Origin of the sequence: Fundidesulfovibrio magnetotacticus, from assembly GCF_013019105.1 — a bacterium.
GTDB lineage: Bacteria > Desulfobacterota > Desulfovibrionia > Desulfovibrionales > Desulfovibrionaceae > Fundidesulfovibrio > Fundidesulfovibrio magnetotacticus.
The window spans coordinates 73,938-88,263 of the sequence record NZ_BLTE01000009.1; the positions used below are offsets into that span (position 1 = coordinate 73,938).

Consider the following 14,326-nt stretch of genomic DNA (forward strand, 5'->3'; position numbering starts at 1 on the left):
GAACCGCCTGACCGACCGCCCGATGGCGGGGATCGCCAGCCCCGCCCGAGCCAGACGGCAGACCGTAAGGCGTGGCCCGGCGACTGCCCGGCGAGACGCTCCCTCTACTCCCGCCTGCCCCTGCGCGGATGCGTAACGCCCTCGCCGAAGATCGCGTCGTAGAGCGCCGTGTCGCCGCTGCGTGAGTCGAAGCACTCATGGCTGGTCACGGCCCGTCCCGAGGCCAGCAGGTCGCTCACCGTCACGAAGCGGTAGCCCCTGGCCTTGAGTTCCGGCAGGATGGACTCCAGGGCCTTGGCCGTGCCGTGGCCGTTGCCGTTGCCGTGGGCCAGCACGATGGACCCGGGCCGCGCCAGGCGCAGCACGTCCCGGGCGATGGCCTCGGGCGCGCGCTTGCCCGCGTCCATGGTGTTCACGTCCCACTGCACTGCGGCGAGCCCCATCCCGGCCAGCATTTCCAATGCCTCGGGCCTGCAGCGCCCGTAGGGGAAGCGGAACACCCGGATGGACTTCGGCGCGGCGGCTGCCGCCTCGGGCATCCCCTTGGCCGCGGCCAGGGCCTCCAGCTCATCCCGGGCCTGCTCGTACTGGGCCTGGGTCCAGTCCAGCTGTTCGCGCATGCGCTCCCTGGAGAGCACCGCGAAGTTGCCGTGGGTCCAGGCGTGGCTGCCGATCTCGAAGCGGGGATCGGCCATGAGCTGCAGGGTCCGTTCCGGGTGGGAGCGCATCCACCGCCCCGAGAGAAAGAACGTGGCCGCCGCGCCGTGGGCGCGAAGGACGTCCACCAGTGCCCCGTCGTAGCCCGCGCGCTGGTCGGAGAGTTCGCAGAGGTCGAAGGTGAGGGCCACGAGCTTCTCGCCCCCCGTGTCCACGCGGCGAATGGAGCCCCGCAGGTTCTGGGGCAGCGGCGGGAGGGCGAGGCGCGGTTCGCTCCGGGCCGGGCCGGTGGGGTCCGGCGTTCCCAGGCGGCCTGCGCGCTCCTCGCCGGGGCGAGCGGCCAGTTCGGCGGGCGTCCAGAGCTGCTGCGCGTCCGCCGTCTGGGCAAACGCGAAGAGGCAAAGGAACAACAAGACGCAACGCATGGAGCCTCCGGATCGGGCGAAGCCCGGCGCACCGGGCCACCCCGCTCTACTCCCGCCGTCAGCCGGGGGCAAGCCCGGCCGCGTGGGGACGCCAAGCGTCCGCGAACCGCCTGGAGCGGCACACCCGTTGCCTCGCGCCGCCCCCGGCGCTATGGATGGCCCTTCGCGCACGCGCCGACAGGCCTCCCGGAGCGCACCGCGCCCCCACCAACCGGCCACGCCGCATCGAGAAAGGACCGCTCGTGAACCTGCCTCCCTTCCTGCTGGAACGCTACTTCGCCGAGCACGAATTCTCCGCCCCGCACCTGCTGTGCGTCTCCGACTGCGAAGCCCTGACCGTGGGCCAGCTCCTGGACCTGGAGCCGGGCGGCCGGGAGGCCCTGGAGCGCCTGCCCCTGGGCTACTCGGAATCGGCCGGGCATCCGGAGCTGCGAGCCCTGATCGCCGGGCTCCACGGGGGCCTCGCGCCCGAGGACGTGCTCGTGCACGTAGGCGCGCAGGAAGCGGTGTTCACCTTCGCGACGGCCCTGCTGGAGCCGGGGGACGAGGTGGTGGTGCACGTGCCGTGCTACCAGTCGCTCTTCCAGGTGGCGGCCTCTCGCGGCTGCCGGGTGATCCCCTGGACCGCCCGGGAGGAGAACGGCTGGCTCCCGGACCCGGACGAACTGGAATCCCTGATGGGCGAACGCACCCGGGCCGTGGTGCTCAACTTCCCGCACAACCCCACGGGCGCCCGCCTGGACAGGTCAGGCTTGGAGCGCGTGGCGCGGATCGCCGCCCGCCGGGGCTGCTGGCTCTTCTCCGACGAAGTGTACCGTTTCCTTGAATACGGCCCGGGCGAGACGGCCCAGCCCGCCTGCGAACTCTACGAGCGGGCTGTGTCGCTGGGCGTGATGAGCAAATCCTTCGGGCTGGCCGGGCTGCGCGTGGGCTGGGCAGCCTGCCGCGACCGGGGGCTCCTGGCGGAGATGGCCCGCGTGAAGGACTACACCACCATCTGCGGCACGGCCCCCGGCGAGTTCCTGGCCTGCCTGGCCCTGCGCCGCCGCGAACAGGTGCTCGAACGCACGCGGGCCGTCACCCTGGGCAACCTGGAGCTGCTGCGGGGCTTCATGGAGCGCCGCAAGGACCTGCTGCACTGGGTGGAGCCCTCCGGCGGCCCCATCGCCTTCCCGCGCCTGGCCTCGGGCGCGGACGCACGCCCCTTCTGCGAGGCGGCCCTGGCCGCGACGGGGGTGCTCCTGCTGCCCGGGGCGCTCTACGGCGAGGCCTGGAAGGCCCACTTCCGCGTGGGCTTCGGGCGCGCCGGGTTCGCCGCCGGACTGGCGGCCCTTGAGCCCTGGCTGGCCTCCGGCCGGGCCTGCGCGAGTTGACGCTTTTCGTCGGAATAGGCTTGAATTTTTCCTGGATTTTGACAAAACTTTCCGGTCCCGTGACGCTCACGCGACCGTGCGCGGCCAGCCTGGAAAAGGTCCGCGACGCAGCCAACGTTTCAACCACGGAGAAAGCAATGCGCAAAATCGTCGTACTGGCCGCCCTGATCGCCCTGTTCTCCGCCCAGTCCGTCTGGGCCAAGACCATCGTGTTCGCCACCGACGCCACCTGGCCCCCCATGGAGTTCGTGGGACCCGACAAACAGATCACCGGCTTCGCCATCGACTACATGAAAGCCGCGGGCAAGGAAGCCGGGTTCACCGCCGACTTCAAGGCCGTGGCCTGGGACGGCATCTTCGCTGGCCTGGCCGCCGGCAAGTACGACGCCATCTGCTCCTCCGTGTCCATCACCGAAGAGCGCAAGGGCACCATGGACTTCAGCACCCCCTACTTCAAGGTGCGCCAGGCCCTGGTGGTCCCCGCCGACTCCAAGGCCAAGACCCTGGCCGACATGAAGGGCAAGACCCTGGGCGCCCAGATCTCCACCACCGGCCACTTCGCCGTGAAGAAGGCCGAAGGCGTGAAGGACAAGTCCTACGACGAAGTGGGCTTGGCCATCGAAGACCTCTTCAACGGCCGCATCGACGGCGTGGTCTGCGACGACCCCGTCGCCGCCCAGTACGCCCTGCAGAACGACAAGTACAAGGGCAAGCTCAAGATCGCCGCCATCATCGAGTCCGGCGAGGACGAGTTCTACGGCATCGCCCTCAAGAAGGGCGACAAGGAGAACCTGGCCCTCATCAACAAGGGCATCGAGGCCGTGAAGGCCAAGGGCATCGAGAAGGAACTCATCAAGAAGTGGATCGGCCAGTAGACCTGTAAATTCCCGAAGGGGAGGGACCAGAGCCCTCCCCTTCTTATTTTCCCATGCAAAGCCCACAGCAGAACGTACCCGTCATCGAGCAGCACGACGGCCCGGCCATCCCCCGCAAGTCCGACAAGGGGCTTGTCTCGGCGTGGTGGCTCTCCCTGGTCCTCTCCACCGGAACGCTGGCCTGGCTGGTCTTCGTGGAAAAGGGCGCGTACATGCGCCTGATCAAGTTCATCCCGGACGGAGTGCTCGTCACCTTCCAGGTGACGGTCTTCTCCATCGTGCTGGCCCTGTTGCTGGGCCTGCTCACGGGCCTGGGACGCGTCTCGCGCAACAAATGGATCAACCTGGTGGCCTCCACCTATGTGGAGATCGTGCGCGGCATCCCTCTCCTGGTGCAGCTTTTCTACATCTATTACGCCCTGGGGCGCTTCGTGCGCGTGCCCGACATGGTGGCCGCCGTCATCGCCATGGCCGTGTGCTACGGGGCCTACCTGGGAGAGATCTTCCGCGCGGGCATCCTGGCCATCGACAAGGGCCAGACCGAAGCCGCCCGCTCCCTGGGCTTCTCGCGCGCCCAGACCATGCGCTACGTCATCCTGCCCCAGGCCATGCGCATCATCCTGCCGCCCGTGGGCAACGAATTCATCATGCTGCTCAAGGACACCTCGCTGGTCTCCATTCTCGCCGTGGCCGACCTCCTGCGCCGCGGACGAGAGTTCGCCTCGGAATCGTTCCTCTATTTCGAGACCTACACCGTGGTGGCCCTGGTGTACCTGATCATCACCCTGATCCTGTCCAAAATGGTGTCCATGCTTGAAGAGAGGCTCTCCTTCTATGTCAAACGCTGAGCCCATCATCACCGTCACGGGCGCGGGCAAGTTCTTCGGCAAGCTCAAGGCCCTGGACAACGTGAGCCTTACGGTCCGTCCGGGCGAGAAGGTGGTCATCATCGGCCCCTCGGGCTCGGGAAAGTCCACGCTCCTGCGCGCCATCAACCGCCTGGAGGAGATCGACGCCGGGCGCATCGTGGTGGACGGCCACAACCTCTCCGACGCCGCCGTGGACATCAACCGCGTGCGCATGGACGTGGGCATGGTGTTCCAGTCCTTCAACCTCTTCCCGCACTACACCGTGCTGGACAACGTGACCCTGGCCCCCGTGAAACTGCGCGGCGTGCCCCAGGAAGAGGCGCGGGCCAAGGCCCTGGCCCTGCTGGACAAGGTGGGCATCAAGGAGAAGGCCGGGGTGTACCCCGCCATGCTCTCGGGCGGCCAGCAGCAGCGCGTGGCCATCGCCCGCGCGCTGGCCATGAACCCCAAGATCATGCTCTTCGACGAGCCCACCTCCGCCCTGGACCCCGAAATGATCGGCGAGGTGCTCGCCGTCATGCTGGACCTGGCCCGCGAAGGCATGACCATGGTGGTGGTGACCCACGAAATGGGCTTCGCCCGTCAGGCCGCCGACCGCATCGTGTTCATGGACCACGGACGCATCATCGACGAAGGCCCCCCGGAGGAGTTCTTCGAGAGCGCCAAACACCCCCGCGCCCAGAAGTTCCTGGAACAGATTCTCTAGACCGCGCCGGCGGCGCGCTCCCTTCGGGGAGCGCGCCGCCCCGTTCGCGCCCGCCTTTCCGCGCGGCCACGCAGTTCCCCGGCCTGTCCCACTCCTGCCGACCCTCCCCTATCCCCCGCTCGCCGAAGACGGATTCCGTGACTTCCCACGGAACCATGCACCGGTCCCGACGCCCCCGCCTCTCCCCTTGCGCCCGGCCGTCCGGATCGTTACAAACCGGCAATCCTGACCTGAACCCCAACCACCCGCACCATGGAACTCTTCTCCGCCGCCAACATCATCGCCTTCCTGACGCTCTCCGCCCTGGAGATCGTGCTGGGCATCGACAACATCGTCTTCATCGCCATCATCTCCAATCGCCTGCCCGCGGAACAGCAGTCCCGCGCGCGTCGCATCGGCCTGCTGCTGGCCATGGGCACGCGCATCCTGCTCCTGCTCTCCATCACCTGGGTGATGCGCCTCACGGCGCCGCTCTTCGCCGTGCTGGGCACCGAGTTTTCCGGGCGCGACCTGATTCTCCTGGCGGGCGGATTGTTCCTGATCGCCAAGTCCACCTTCGAGATCCACGAAAAGTTCGAGCACCACGCCCACGACGAGGACTCCGCCCCGAAAAAGGCCCTCTCCTACGCCTCGGCCGTGACCCAGATCGCCATCCTGGACATCATCTTCTCGCTGGATTCGGTGATCACCGCCGTGGGCATGTCCGGCGAGATCGTGGTGATGGTGGCGGCCGTGGTGGCGGCCGTGATCGTGATGATGGTCTTCGCCGACCCGGTGAGCCACTTCGTGAAGCGCCACCCCACCATCCAGATGCTTGCGCTCTCGTTTCTGATCCTCATCGGCGTGTTCCTCATGGCCGAGGGCCTGGGCAAGCACATCGACCGGGGCTACATCTACTTCGCCATGGCCTTCTCCCTGGGCGTGGAGCTTTTGAACATGCGCACGCGGCCCAGGGAAGACTGACGGCCCAACGGAAGCTGCTCCCTGGGGGTTCCCGCCCGGCCGCGCCCCGCACCGTGCCTTCCGCCGACGCGATGCGGCTCGGGAGTGCGGAGGGCGAAGCCCTTCGCCCGCCGGGGGCTTCTCCCGCGACAAATTTCCCGCACGCGAAAGGCCGCCGGATCGCTCCGGCGGCCTCGCTCTGTTTCTCGTTCCTGCTCCACTCTAGTCGAACGTCGGGCAGGCCTTGAGGGACTCGTCGATGTCCTCCTGGGAGTGCTCGAAGTCCACCAGGTTGCCCTGCATGTAGGCGTCGTAGGAGGCCAGGTCCAGCAGGCCGTGGCCGGAGAAGAGGAACACCACGTTCTGGCCGGGCTCGGCCTCGCGGGCCACGTCGATGGCGGCCTTGATGGCGTGGGAGGTCTCCGGCGCGGGCAGGAAGCCCTCTGTGGCCTGGAACAGGCGCGCGGCCTCGAAGCAGTCGTTCTGGAAGTAGGAGCGGGCCTCCACGATGCCTTCGGCGGCCAGGTTGCACACGATGGGCGCGTCGCCGTGGTAGCGCAGGCCGCCCGCGTGGATGGGCGCGGGCATGTAGGCGTGCCCCAGGGTGTGCATCTTGAGCAGCGGCGTGAGCCTCGCCACGTCGCCGTAGTCGTAGCGGAACTGGCCCCTGGTCAGGGTGGGGCAGGCCTTGGGCTCGGCGGCGATGAAGCGGATCTTCTCGCCCGAGAGCTTGCGCGGCAGGAAGGGCAGCACCAGGCCGCCGAAGTTGCTGCCGCCGCCAACGCAGCCCACCAGGAAATCGGGCTTCTCGCCCGCCATGGCCAGCTGCTTCTCGGTCTCCAGGCCCACGATGGTCTGGTGGAGCACCACGTGGTTGAGCACGCTGCCCAGGGCGTACTTGGTGTCCTCGTGGGTGGCGGCGTCCTCCACGGCCTCGGAGATGGCCAGGCCCAGGGAGCCCTGGCAGTCCGGGTCCTTGGCCAGGATGTCGCGGCCGGTCTGGGTCTTGTCCGAGGGCGAGGGGAACACCTCGGCCCCGTAGGAGTTGATGAGAATGCGCCGGTAGGGTTTCTGGTTGTAGCTCACCTTGACCATGTAGACCGTGCACTGCAGGCCGAACATCTTGCAGGCGAAGGAGAGCGCCGTGCCCCACTGGCCGGCGCCGGTCTCTGTGGCCAGGCGCTTCACGCCCTCGCGGGCGTTGTAGTAGGCCTGGGGGATGGCGGTGTTGGGCTTGTGGGAGCCCGCCGGGGAGCGCGACTCGTCCTTGTAGAAGATCTTGCACTTCACGCCCAGGGCCTTCTCCAGCCTGTGGGCGCGCACCAGGGGGGTGGGCCTGAAGAGGCGGTAGATGTCCAGCACCGGCTCGGGGATGTCGATGCGCGCCTCGGGGCTCATCTCCTGCTCGATGACGGCCTGCGGGAAGATGGGGGCCAGCATGTCCGGGGTGACGGGCTTGCCGGAGCCGGGCTCCAGGGGCGGGGCCAGGGGGGTGGGCAGGTCGGGCAGGGCGTTGTACCACTGGCGGGGCATGTCCCGTTCGGGCAGGATGATCTTGGACTCCATCGAAAGGCCTTCCTTTGGCTGGCGTTGTGGCGATACAAGGGGTTTCCGACGTGGCGCAATGGCTAGCCGCCCGAAGGGAAGCCTGTCAAGCCGCGACGGGCGCGGCGGGGCAGGGAAATCCCGTCGCCAAGCGCGGTCCATTGCGCTATCCATTGCCAGGAGCAACGACCGCTCATGTTCAAGACGCCCCTGATCATCGCCTGGCTGCGTTTCGTGGCCGCCTCATTCCTGCGCAACCGGGGGCTTTTGCTGGCGGCCTCGCTCTCCTACACCACGGTGCTCTCGCTGGTGCCCCTGCTGGCCGTGGCCTTTTCCGTGGCCAAGGGCTTCGGCATCTACGAGGCCCCCTACCTGCGCGAGGCCCTCATGCGCCTCACGGCCGAGAAGGGCGACGTTGTGGACGCGGTGCTGGGCTACATCCAGAACACCAACGTGAAGGCCCTGGGGTTCATCGGCGTGGCCACGCTCTTCGTCACGTCGGTGGGGCTCATCTCGTCCATGGAGTCGGCCTTCAACATCATTTGGCACGCGCCGGAGCGCAAGGGGCTGTGGGGCCGCTTCTCCAACCACGTCACGGTGATCCTGGTGTGCCCCATCTTCCTGCTGGCGGCCTTCAGCCTTTCGGCCACGCTCCAGAACGCGGCCATCGTGCAGTGGATGCGCGAGATCGAGCTGGTGAACCAGGCGCTCTCCCTGGCCCTCACGGCCCTGCCCATGGCCATGGTGAGCGTGGCCCTCTTCGTGGTCTACACCTTCCTGCCCAACGTCCGCGTGCGGCCCCTGGCGGCCCTGGCCGGGGCGCTGGCCGCCGGAGTGGCCTGGCAGTCCTGCCAGGCCCTGTACATCCGCTACCAGATCGGCGTGACGGGCTACAACGCCATCTACGGGAGCTTCGCCCAGATCCCTCTGCTGCTGGTGTGGCTCTACGTGAGCTGGCTCATCGTGCTGGCCGGGGCCGAGATCGCCAACGCGGCGCAGAACTTCGTGCGCGTGGCCGGGGAGGACGAAGCGCGCGGCTGGTCCGTGGCCGAGCGGCGCGAGCAGGCCGTGGCCCTGGCCCTGATGCTGGCCGCACGCGCCGAGGACCGCTCGGGACCGCTGACGGCAGGCGAGGCCGCCAGGGTGCTGGGCGTGCCGGTGAAGTTCGCCGAGGAGGAGCTGGAACGCCTGACCCGGTCCGGGATGGCCCTGCGCGCCGAAGCGCCCGGGGGCGATGCGGGCTACGCCCTGGCGGGCGCGCCGGACAGGATCACGGTGGCGGAGGTGGCCATGGCCTGGGCCTGGGCGCGGGAGGACGGAGAAGGCCCTCAGGGCCTGCCGGGGCCGGACAGGCCAAGCCCCGAAACGGACGAAAGGTCGCTGCGCGAGGCGCTTACGGCGTCCGGGGCGCCCTGAACTCGCCGCTTTTGCCGCCCGCCTTGTAGAGCAGGCGCACGCGCTCGATGACGATGTCCTTCTGCACGGCCTTGCACATGTCGTAGAGGGTCAGGGCGGCCACGCTGGCGGCCGTGAGGGCCTCCATCTCCACGCCGGTCTTGGCGTTGAGGCGCGCCTCGGCCTCGATGCGCACGGAGGAGGCGGCCTCGTCCAGCTCCAGGCGCACGTCCACGGCGTCCAGACCCAGGGGGTGGCACAGGGGGATGAGGTCCGGGGTCCGTTTGGCGGCCATGATCCCGGCGATGCGGGCGGTGGCCAGGGCGTCGCCCTTGGGCAGCCCGCCCTCTGCCAGCAGGGCGAAGGTGGCTGGGGCCAGGCGCACCAGGGCCTCGGCCACGGCCACGCGGGTGGTGGGCGTCTTGCCGCCCACGTCCACCATGCGTGCCTGGCCCTTTTCGTCCAGATGGGTGAGGCGCGGGGAATCCATCAGGACCCCATGGCCGCGTCCTTGGCCTTCTTGAAGAAGTTCTTCACCTTTTTCATGGGCTTGTCTTCCTCGGCGCGCAGGAACTCGCGAAGGAGCTCCTCCTGCTTTTTGGAGAGCGACTTGGGCGTGGTGACAATCACCTCCACCAGCAGGTCGCCGTGGCCGGAGCGCCCGGGATGTGGCAGGCCCTTGCCGCGCAGGGAGAACACCTCTCCGGACTGAGTGCCCTTGGGGATCTCCATGGTCTCCTCGCCGTCGAGGGTGGGCACCTGGACCTTCTCGCCCAGGGCCGCCTGGACCATGCCGATCTCCAGGGAGTAGACGAGATCCTGCCCCTGCCGGCGGAAGGTCTTGTCCTCCTCCACGTGGATGATCACGTAGAGGTCGCCCGGGGGGCCGCCGTGCTGTCCGGGTTCGCCCTCACCGCGCAGGCGCAGGCGCGAGCCGTCGTCCACTCCGGCGGGGATGCGCACCTTGAGTTCGCGCACGTCTGGGAGCGCGCCCTTGCCCTTGCAGCGCGGGCAGGGGTTGGGGACCACAACGCCCTCGCCCCGGCAGACCGGGCAGGTGACGGCGATGCGGAAGAAGCCCTGGCTCTGGTGCACCTGTCCCGCGCCGCCGCACTGGCGGCAGGTTTCGGGCCGGGTGCCGGGGGCCGCTCCGGAGCCCTCGCATTCGTGGCAGGGCACGTTGCGGGGGATTTTAAGGGCGGCCTCCATGCCCTTGGCCGCGTCGCGGAAGGCGACGCGCAGATCGTATCGCAGGTCGTTCCCGGCCTGGGGGCGCGGACCGCGCCCGCGTGCGCCCTGGCTGAACCCGAAGAATTCCCCGAAGATGTCGGAGAAGGTGCTGAAGATGTCTTCGGGGTTGGAAAAGCCTCCGAAGCCCGTGTCCCCCAGTCCCTGGTGGCCGAAGCGGTCGTAGCGGGCGCGCTTCTGGGGGTCGCGCAGCACCTCGTAGGCCTCGGCGGCTTCCTTGAACTTGGATTCCGCCTCGGCGTCGCCGGGGTTGCGGTCGGGATGGAACTTGAAGGCCAGCTGGCGGTAGGCCTTCTTGATGGCGTCCTCCCCGGCGTCGCGCGGGACGCCGAGGATCTCGTAATAATCGGCCTTGGTCATGGGTGCTTACAGCTTGGGTTCGACGTAGATGCCCGCTTCCTCGATGGATTCGGCAGGGAGAACCTTCTCTCCCGCGATCTCGCGCAGGGAGGTGACGATCTCCTTGTTGCGGCATTCCACCAGGGGGTCGTAGCCCTCGCGGTACTGCTTGACCCTCTTGATGGCCATCTGCACGATCATGAAGCGGTTGTTGCACTTTTCGAGGCAGTCTTCGACGGTGATGCGGGCCATGGCGTCCTCTTGGATGATGCCGGGGCGTCGTGCGCCCAAACGGCTCGATTTGATGAATAATCAGGATATGCGATCCGTCAAGGGCTCAACGAAGGAGAGCGCAACACTGACGGAACAGAATTTTTTAGTCGATCCTTGCGGCGCGGTCAAGGATTCGAGCCCATCCGGCGGCATCGCGCTGGCCTTGACCCGTCGGAGCGACCCCATGTCGCGCATTGACAACATAGGCAAAACCGGCCAACGAATAGATAACCCGCGCATGGCGTCCCGCGCGGCCAACTCCAACCCAAGGCGCCACAAGCCGGCGATCATCCCACGGATCGCTTCACTCGGGAGTCATGCAGGAGCATCCCGGCCCCCCTCCCCTCTTCTCCCGGCCCCCCAAGCCGCTCTGCCCCCCCCGCAAGGCTCTCGCCTTGCAGGTTCTGGCGTTGGTTTGCGCGTTGCTTCTCGCGTCGGTCGCGGCGGCCGGGCCGACGCCATCCTCGCATGGCCTGGAAACCGTGCGCCTGCAGCTGAAATGGCGCCACCAGTTCCAGTTCGCGGGCTACTATGCGGCTATCGAGAAAGGCTTCTTCCGCGACGAAGGCCTGGCCGTGGAGCTCGTCGAGGGCAATCCCGGCGTAACCCCCTCCCAGGTGATTCTGGACGGTCAGGCCGATTTCGCCGTGGACGCGCCCTCCATCGTCATCCAGCGCCAGTTGGGCGCGCCCCTGGTGGCCCTGGCCGCCATCTTCCAGCATTCGCCCACCGTGCTGCTCACCCGGCGCGACTCGGGCATCCTCACCCCGCAGGATCTGCGCGGCAAGCGCGTCATGTTCACCCAGCTCACCGACCCCGAGTGCCTGGCCATGCTCTCCAACGAGCACGTGACGCTGGATTCCCTCACCATCATGCCCCACAACTGGAGCATCGACGACCTCATCATGGGAAAGGTGGACGCCCAGACCGCCTACCTGACCAACGAGCCCTACCAGATGCTCCTGCGCGGCGTGGAGCCCGGGGTGATCAACCCCCGCAGCTACGGCATCGACTTCTACGGCGACTGCCTGGTGGCCACCGAAGCCAAAGTGCGCGAAGACCCACGGCTCGTGGAGGCCTTCCTGCGCGGCGTGCAGCGCGGCTGGCGCTACGCCATGGAAAACCGGGAGGAAATCGCCCGACTGATCCTGGCCAAATACACCCCGCGCAAGAGCCTGGACGCCCTGCTCTACGAGGCGCGGGTCATGGACGAGCTCATCAAGCCCGAGTTCGTGGCCATCGGGCACATGAACCCGGAGCGCTGGAGACACATCGCCGACGTGTACGTGAGGCTCGGCATGATGCCGCGGAACTACAGCCTGGAAGGTTTTTTCTTCTCCGACATCATCGAGGAGGCCGCGCGCCGCGAGCAGCGCATCTTCCGCAACGTCCTGAGCGTCCTGGCCGGGGCGGTGCTCCTGGCCGCCGGGTTCGGCATCGCCCAGTGGCGCTTCGGCAAGCGCCTCGCACGGCAGGTGCGCGAGCGCACCGAGGCCCTGGCGGCCAGCGAGGAGACCTTCCGCAGCATCGTGGAATCCTCCCCCGTGGGCATGCTCTTCTTCCGCAAGGGGGACGACGGCCTCTACCGCCTCACCGGCGGCAACCCGGCCGCAGACCGCCTCACGGCCAGGCCCCACCGCGAGTACCTGGGACGCGCCCTTGCCGAGACCTTCCCGGACCTGGAAGCGACGGATGCGACGGCGGTCGAGACCTCACAGCGTTCCGTGGAGACCCGGTCCGACGAGGGGCTTTTCAGGGGGCTCTACGACGTGCATCTTTTCCATACCGGGCCTGAAGCCCTGGCGCTCATCTTCCAGGAGGTCTCCGAGCGCAGGCGCATGATGGAGATGCTCATCCAGACCGAAAAAATGATGAGCCTGGGCGGGCTGGCCGCCGGCATGGCCCACGAGATCAACAATCCCCTGGGCGGCATCATCCAGAGCGCCCAGGTGGTGCTCTCGCGGCTCACCAGGGACTCGGAGGTGAACCGCCAGGCCGCCATGGCCGCCGGTTGCGAGATGGAGGCCGTGCGCAGCTTCCTCACCGCGCGCGACATCCTTTTCATGGTGCAGGCCATGCGCGATTCGGCTTTGCGCGCAGCCCAGATCGTTGGGAGCATGCTGGAGTTCAGCCGGGCCGGAGACGTCTCCCTGTCGCCGCTCTCGCTGCCGGCGGTGCTGGACAAGGCGGTGGAGCTTTGCTCAACGGACTTCGACCATCAGAACAAGTACGATTTCAAGGGCGTGCGCATCCTGCGCGAGTACGAGGCGCACCTGCCCCCGGCTCTGGGCAACCGCACGCAGATCCAGCAGGTGTTCATGAACCTCATGGCCAACGCGGCCCACGCCATGGCCGGGCAGGGCGATCCGGAGATCGTCCTGCGCGCGCGGCGCGACGGCGATATGGCGCGCGTGGAGATCGAGGACAACGGCCCGGGCATGACGGAAGACGTGCGCCGCAAGGTGTTCGAGCCCTTCTTCACCACCAAGGGCGTGGGCGAGGGAACGGGCCTGGGGCTCTCGCTCTCCTACTTCATCATCACCAACAACCACAACGGAACCATCGAGGTGGAGTCCGACCCCGGGCGCGGCTCGCGCTTCATCATTCGGCTGCCGCTGGCCTGAGGGCGGTCCGGCCGTGTGCCAATCCCCAGGATGTCACAGCTGAACTACATCACGGCACATACGCAGATGCATATATATAAAAACATTTCAGCGCCACCTGAACATATCTTCAAGAAGCCATATTGATCGGCATAGCATGCGGCAAATCCAGAACAAACCCCAGGACAAGGAGTCACCATGCTGCAGTTCAACGCACTAGTCCAACTACCGAACGAGACATCTAACCACCAAGTACTTATGGTGTGCAACGAATGGATCGCTGGAAGCCCTCACTCAAAACTAAAGCGTGAACTAGAAGAACACAAACACGAAGAACACGGATACTCTATCACAACACCACAGGAAGAGTTCACTTCGGAAAGAATAATTGCCGACGAATACGACCTGGTTGGAGTAAAGTATTGTACATTTGACGATGACGGCAACATCTGGCGCAGTGAAATTGTCAGCAATAAACGCAACACCGCACACAATATTTCAATTCGAGTATATTCAGAATCGCATTCCCCCCAATTTCAAAAACCAGACGCAAAAAAACCTTATCTAATCAAAATGCTCCTGGAAAATTTGGATCGGCAATTGATAATGGCTGGCAGTGCCTCCCACAACCTCGGTTTCTAACAGACCACGACATCGACATCGCAGCAAAGATAATCAATGGAACATCAGAACACAGGCTTCCATGCATCTACATAAGTCGAAATGACTATGGACAATGCCAGACTGACCCGATCAAGACAGCACAACTCCTTCATGGAATTGCACACATCCTCGTCGAACCCGACAAGCGCTTTTCATTCACATTAAAAACCAAAACTAATTCTGAAAACCCTTATGGCGGTGCTATCGGCATCCACTTCCGAGGCCATAGCGGGGGATACAAAATCCTACCAGAACAACTCTATAGCAGCCCACAAAAAAGAGAGCGGTACATCTTCAACAAGCTAAGAGACATACTCAATATTCAAGCCATACCACAAGAAAACACTTGGCTTCACCTACAAGAGTGCCTCACAAAAAACAAAATTGACAAACTAAAATCAGAAAAAACGTCC

The 14,326-nt window shown here is 66.2% G+C and carries 13 protein-coding genes; 8 read left to right on the forward strand and 5 right to left on the reverse strand.

Annotation, left to right across the window (positions count from 1 at the left end):
- Nucleotides 1–104: 104 nt before the first annotated feature.
- Nucleotides 105–1,082, reverse strand: a complete 978-nt coding sequence (locus NNJEOMEG_RS10690) for a polysaccharide deacetylase family protein (protein ID WP_173084239.1) — start codon at nucleotides 1,080–1,082, stop codon at nucleotides 105–107.
- A 155-nt stretch (nucleotides 1,083–1,237) separates the two neighbouring features.
- Here NNJEOMEG_RS10690 and NNJEOMEG_RS10695 point away from each other — a divergent pair, with 155 nt between their 5' ends.
- The 5 genes from NNJEOMEG_RS10695 (at nucleotide 1,238) to NNJEOMEG_RS10715 (ending at nucleotide 5,868) form a co-directional block, all read left to right on the forward strand.
- Nucleotides 1,238–2,455 (forward strand): aminotransferase class I/II-fold pyridoxal phosphate-dependent enzyme, encoded by a 1,218-nt coding sequence (locus NNJEOMEG_RS10695; protein ID WP_235956930.1) that lies wholly within the window; start codon nucleotides 1,238–1,240, stop codon nucleotides 2,453–2,455.
- Nucleotides 2,456–2,592: 137 nt separating this feature from the next.
- Nucleotides 2,593–3,330: a basic amino acid ABC transporter substrate-binding protein gene (locus NNJEOMEG_RS10700; protein ID WP_173084241.1), complete on the forward strand. Its 738-nt coding sequence runs from the start codon at nucleotides 2,593–2,595 to the stop codon at nucleotides 3,328–3,330.
- Between the two features lie 53 nt (nucleotides 3,331–3,383).
- On the forward strand, nucleotides 3,384–4,178 hold the full coding sequence (locus NNJEOMEG_RS10705) for an amino acid ABC transporter permease (protein ID WP_173084243.1): 795 nt from the start codon (nucleotides 3,384–3,386) through the stop codon (nucleotides 4,176–4,178).
- Nucleotides 4,165–4,905 carry an amino acid ABC transporter ATP-binding protein gene (locus tag NNJEOMEG_RS10710; RefSeq protein ID WP_173084245.1) on the forward strand — a complete coding sequence of 247 codons (741 nt, stop codon included), beginning with the start codon at nucleotides 4,165–4,167 and terminating at the stop codon, nucleotides 4,903–4,905. The genes NNJEOMEG_RS10705 and NNJEOMEG_RS10710 overlap by 14 nt, the downstream gene beginning before the upstream one ends.
- Nucleotides 4,906–5,157: 252 nt before the next feature.
- Nucleotides 5,158–5,868: a TerC family protein gene (locus NNJEOMEG_RS10715; RefSeq protein WP_173084247.1), complete on the forward strand. Its 711-nt coding sequence runs from the start codon at nucleotides 5,158–5,160 to the stop codon at nucleotides 5,866–5,868.
- Nucleotides 5,869–6,069: 201 nt separating this feature from the next.
- Here the strand turns inward: NNJEOMEG_RS10715 and NNJEOMEG_RS10720 are convergent, their stop codons facing one another.
- Nucleotides 6,070–7,413 (reverse strand): TrpB-like pyridoxal phosphate-dependent enzyme, encoded by a 1,344-nt coding sequence (locus tag NNJEOMEG_RS10720; RefSeq protein WP_173084249.1) that lies wholly within the window; start codon nucleotides 7,411–7,413, stop codon nucleotides 6,070–6,072.
- Nucleotides 7,414–7,587: 174 nt separating this feature from the next.
- On the opposite strand from NNJEOMEG_RS10720, the gene NNJEOMEG_RS10725 reads away from it, so the two are divergent.
- The gene (locus tag NNJEOMEG_RS10725) at nucleotides 7,588–8,808 is read left to right on the forward strand and encodes a YhjD/YihY/BrkB family envelope integrity protein (protein WP_173084250.1); all 1,221 of its coding nucleotides are present in this window, start codon (nucleotides 7,588–7,590) and stop codon (nucleotides 8,806–8,808) included.
- Here the strand turns inward: NNJEOMEG_RS10725 and moaC are convergent.
- Genes moaC through rpoZ form a run of 3 tightly spaced genes read right to left on the reverse strand, consistent with a single transcriptional unit; the run spans nucleotide 8,786 to nucleotide 10,626 of the window.
- Nucleotides 8,786–9,277 carry a cyclic pyranopterin monophosphate synthase MoaC gene (gene moaC, locus NNJEOMEG_RS10730; RefSeq protein WP_173084252.1) on the reverse strand — a complete coding sequence of 164 codons (492 nt, stop codon included), beginning with the start codon at nucleotides 9,275–9,277 and terminating at the stop codon, nucleotides 8,786–8,788. The genes NNJEOMEG_RS10725 and moaC overlap by 23 nt on opposite strands.
- Complete coding sequence (gene dnaJ, locus NNJEOMEG_RS10735; protein ID WP_173084254.1) at nucleotides 9,277–10,395, reverse strand: molecular chaperone DnaJ; 1,119 nt, start codon at nucleotides 10,393–10,395, stop codon at nucleotides 9,277–9,279. The genes moaC and dnaJ overlap by 1 nt, the downstream gene beginning before the upstream one ends.
- 6 nt (nucleotides 10,396–10,401) lie before the next feature.
- Complete coding sequence (gene rpoZ, locus NNJEOMEG_RS10740) at nucleotides 10,402–10,626, reverse strand: DNA-directed RNA polymerase subunit omega (protein ID WP_173084256.1); 225 nt, start codon at nucleotides 10,624–10,626, stop codon at nucleotides 10,402–10,404.
- A gap of 503 nt (nucleotides 10,627–11,129) precedes the next feature.
- Here rpoZ and NNJEOMEG_RS10745 point away from each other — a divergent pair.
- Both NNJEOMEG_RS10745 and NNJEOMEG_RS10750 read left to right on the forward strand, forming a co-directional pair.
- The gene (locus tag NNJEOMEG_RS10745; RefSeq protein WP_173084258.1) at nucleotides 11,130–13,271 is read left to right on the forward strand and encodes an ABC transporter substrate-binding protein; all 2,142 of its coding nucleotides are present in this window, start codon (nucleotides 11,130–11,132) and stop codon (nucleotides 13,269–13,271) included.
- Nucleotides 13,272–13,448: 177 nt separating this feature from the next.
- Complete coding sequence (locus tag NNJEOMEG_RS10750; RefSeq protein WP_173084260.1) at nucleotides 13,449–13,892, forward strand: hypothetical protein; 444 nt, start codon at nucleotides 13,449–13,451, stop codon at nucleotides 13,890–13,892.
- Nucleotides 13,893–14,326 lie beyond the last annotated feature (434 nt).